We start from the raw sequence: 2,853 nt of genomic DNA, 5'->3' as shown, positions 1-2,853 counted from the left end.
GGGATGCCCTGCAGCTCGGCCAGGTCGCGCACGCTGGCCTCTTCCACGGCCATGTTGGAACGGGACAGATAGAGCAGGCAGTGCAGCCCGTACTCGACACCCGTGCTGATATGSGACATKTTTAACTARGACTCAATARATCGTAGTTGCAAGSCTACACCAGCGYSGGCGCGRCAGCAAGGCTCTCCAGAGACCTTGAAAAACTGAAGCGSTTGTTCGAATACTGTTGTACTAGCTGCAAATACCCACACTGCCCCGTCCGGCATCGCAAGCCTGCCACTTGCAAATGTCTGGACAATTTCGCCAGATGACAATCCTGCAATGTTCCTCGTGAACTTGCGCCGCTCGCGCTCAAGGAGAACGGGAAATGGACGACTCTTGTCAGCAGAATGGTGGCCGTGCCCGCACCGGCGGCGTGCAACCCGCCGCGCCGCAGGCCGGCGCCGGCCACGCGGTGAGCTTCAAGGTCAACGGCACGCTCCAGTCGCTTACGGTGGCGCCCAACGCCATACTGCTTGACGTCTTGCGCGATCAACTGCACCTCACTGGCACCAAAAAGGGGTGTGACCATGGCCAGTGCGGGGCGTGCACGCTGCACGTGAACGGCGTGGCGATCAATGCCTGCCTGTCGCTCGCGGTGATGCATGACGGCGACGAGATCACCACCATCGAAGGGCTCTCCCAGGGCGGCACGCTGCACCCGGTGCAGCAGGCTTTCTGGGATCACGACGCCTACCAGTGCGGCTACTGCACCGCCGGCCAGATGATGAGCGCCGTGGGCGTGCTCGGCGACAAGCGCATCCCGACCGACGACGCGGCCGTGCGCGAGGCGATGAGCGGCAACATCTGCCGCTGCGGCGCCTACCGGAACATCGTCGCGGCCGTCCAGGACGCACGCGGCAAAATGAAGAGAGGCTAGCTATGCGTACCTTCGAGTATGCCCGCGCGGCGGACGTCGAGCAGGCCATCGTGCTGCACGCGCGCGCGCCTGAGACCGCCTATCTGGCCGGTGGCACCACCCTGCTGGACCTCATGAAGCTGGACGTGATGCACCCGCCGCGCGTGGTGGACATCCACAAACTCGGCCTCAACCAGGTCGAGGTGGCTGAGGACGGCCGGGTGCGGATTGGCGCGATGGTCAGCAACACCGAGCTGGCGCGCCATCCGCACATCGTCAAGCGTCACCCGGCGCTGTCGCAGGCGCTGCTGTCCGGTGCCAGCACGCAGTTGCGCAACAAGGCCACCACGGCCGGCAATGTGATGCAGCGGGTGCGTTGCGGGTACTTTCGCGATGGCGTGTCGCCCTGCAACAAGCGCGAGCCGGGCTCGGGCTGCCCCGCCATCGACGGGCTGAACCGCAACGTGCACGCGGTGCTGGGCGGCAGCAACCAGTGCATCGCCGCGCATCCGTCCGATATGTGCGTGGCGATGGTCGCCATCGGCGCCACCATCCACGTGCAGGGGCCCAAGGGCCGGCGTGACATCCCGTTCGCGGACTTCCACCTGCTGCCCGGTGAAACGCCGTGGAAGGAGCACGCGCTGGAGGCCGACGAGATGATCACGCACATCACGCTCGATGCGCCGCTGCCGAACAGCCGCTCGGCCTACCTGAAGCTGCGCGACCGGGGCTCCTACCAGTTCGCGCTGGCGTCGAGTGCGGTGGTGGTGGTGCTGGATGGTCGCACCGTGCGGGACGTGCGCATCGCGCTCGGTGGCGTCACCACCAAGCCGTGGCGGGCCGCCAATGCCGAGGCGGTGCTGCGCGGCAAGGCGGTGACGGACGCGCTGATCCGCGAGACCGCCGCCGCTGCCATGGCGGGCGCGCAGTCCTATGGCCAGAACGGCTTCAAGCTGCTGCTTGGCCAGCAGGCGGTATCGCGCAACCTGACGCGGCTCGTCGCCTGACCGGCTGCCCCGATCCATCCCCGATCCAGCGGACCTTCACTCGACAACGGGAGTCCAGCGTGAACAAGAATGCCATCGGCGCGTCGCCGCGCCGTATCGACGGTCGACTCAAGGTCACCGGCGCCGCGCTCTACACGGCGGACCGCAACCTGCCCGGCATGCTGCATGCCTATGGCGTATTCAGCACGATTGCGAGCGGGCGCGTCACGGGCATCGACACCGCCGCCGCGCGGCGCGTGCCGGGCGTGGTCGACATCCTGCACCATGACAATTTCCTGCGGCTCTACCGCGCGCCGAAGGCGCCGATCTCGCCGGCCACGATCCTGACCGCCGGCATCACGGACGAGCACCGCCTGCCGTTCGAGGACGCGAAGGTGCACTACGCCGGCCAGTTCGTCGCGCTGGTCGTGGCGGACACCTACGAGCATGCGCGAGAGGCGGCCCAGCTTGTGAAGGTGACGTATGCCCCGGCCAAGGCACTCGCCAATCTGGAGCAGGGCATGGCGGCTGGCAAGCTGCAGGACGGCGGGCGCGGCCACACGCGCGGCGAGCCGGCCAGGGACTTCGACGCCGCGCCGGTCCGTGTCGATGCCGTGTACCACACGCCGGTGGAGACCCACAATCCAATGGAGATGCACGCCACGGTGGCGTGGTGGGAGGGCGGCGACCTGCATCTCTACGAGGCCTCGCAAGGCGTGCTGGTTCATCGCAACACGTTGGCCCTGATCTTCGGACTCACGCCGGAGAGCGTGAGCGTGGACGCGCCGTTCATCGGCTCGGGCTTTGGCGCCAAGCTGTTCCTGTGGCCGCACTCCGTGGCCGCCTGCGCGGCGGCCAAGATGACCGGGCGCCCGGTGAAGCTGGTGGTGCCACGCGCGCAGATGTTCACGACCACGGGGCAGCGGCCGGAGACGAAACAGCACCTCCGGCTGTCGGCGGGCGCCGACG

General features: G+C 67.3%; 3 protein-coding genes and 1 pseudogene. 3 read left to right on the top strand and 1 reads right to left on the bottom strand.

Annotation, left to right across the window (positions count from 1 at the left end):
- Nucleotides 1-119 (bottom strand): annotated as a pseudogene (locus AB4Z27_RS28670) (RrF2 family transcriptional regulator); the annotation flags it as partial.
- Between the two features lie 248 nt (nucleotides 120-367).
- Here AB4Z27_RS28670 and AB4Z27_RS28665 point away from each other — a divergent pair.
- From AB4Z27_RS28665 to AB4Z27_RS28655, 3 genes are all read left to right on the top strand, one after another.
- Nucleotides 368-919 carry a (2Fe-2S)-binding protein gene (locus AB4Z27_RS28665; protein WP_092294951.1) on the top strand — a complete coding sequence of 184 codons (552 nt, stop codon included), beginning with the start codon at nucleotides 368-370 and terminating at the stop codon, nucleotides 917-919.
- Nucleotides 920-921: 2 nt separating this feature from the next.
- On the top strand, nucleotides 922-1,905 hold the full coding sequence (locus tag AB4Z27_RS28660) for an FAD binding domain-containing protein (protein ID WP_441645936.1): 984 nt from the start codon (nucleotides 922-924) through the stop codon (nucleotides 1,903-1,905).
- 59 nt (nucleotides 1,906-1,964) lie between these two features.
- Nucleotides 1,965-2,853 (top strand): xanthine dehydrogenase family protein molybdopterin-binding subunit (locus AB4Z27_RS28655; RefSeq protein ID WP_441645935.1); only part of this gene is annotated, 889 nt, incomplete at its 3' end.

This window comes from Cupriavidus sp. KB_39 (assembly GCF_052114485.1).
Classification (GTDB): domain Bacteria; phylum Pseudomonadota; class Gammaproteobacteria; order Burkholderiales; family Burkholderiaceae; genus Cupriavidus.
This window is presented reverse-complemented; position numbering and strand designations above follow the sequence as displayed.

Bases quoted from the DNA above. Each gene is read 5' to 3' on its own strand.
- AB4Z27_RS28665 (WP_092294951.1), top strand. From the start codon at position 368: ATGGACGACTCTTGTCAGCAGAATGGTGGCCGTGCCCGCACCGGCGGC.
- AB4Z27_RS28660 (WP_441645936.1), top strand. From the start codon at position 922: ATGCGTACCTTCGAGTATGCCCGCGCGGCGGACGTCGAGCAGGCCATC.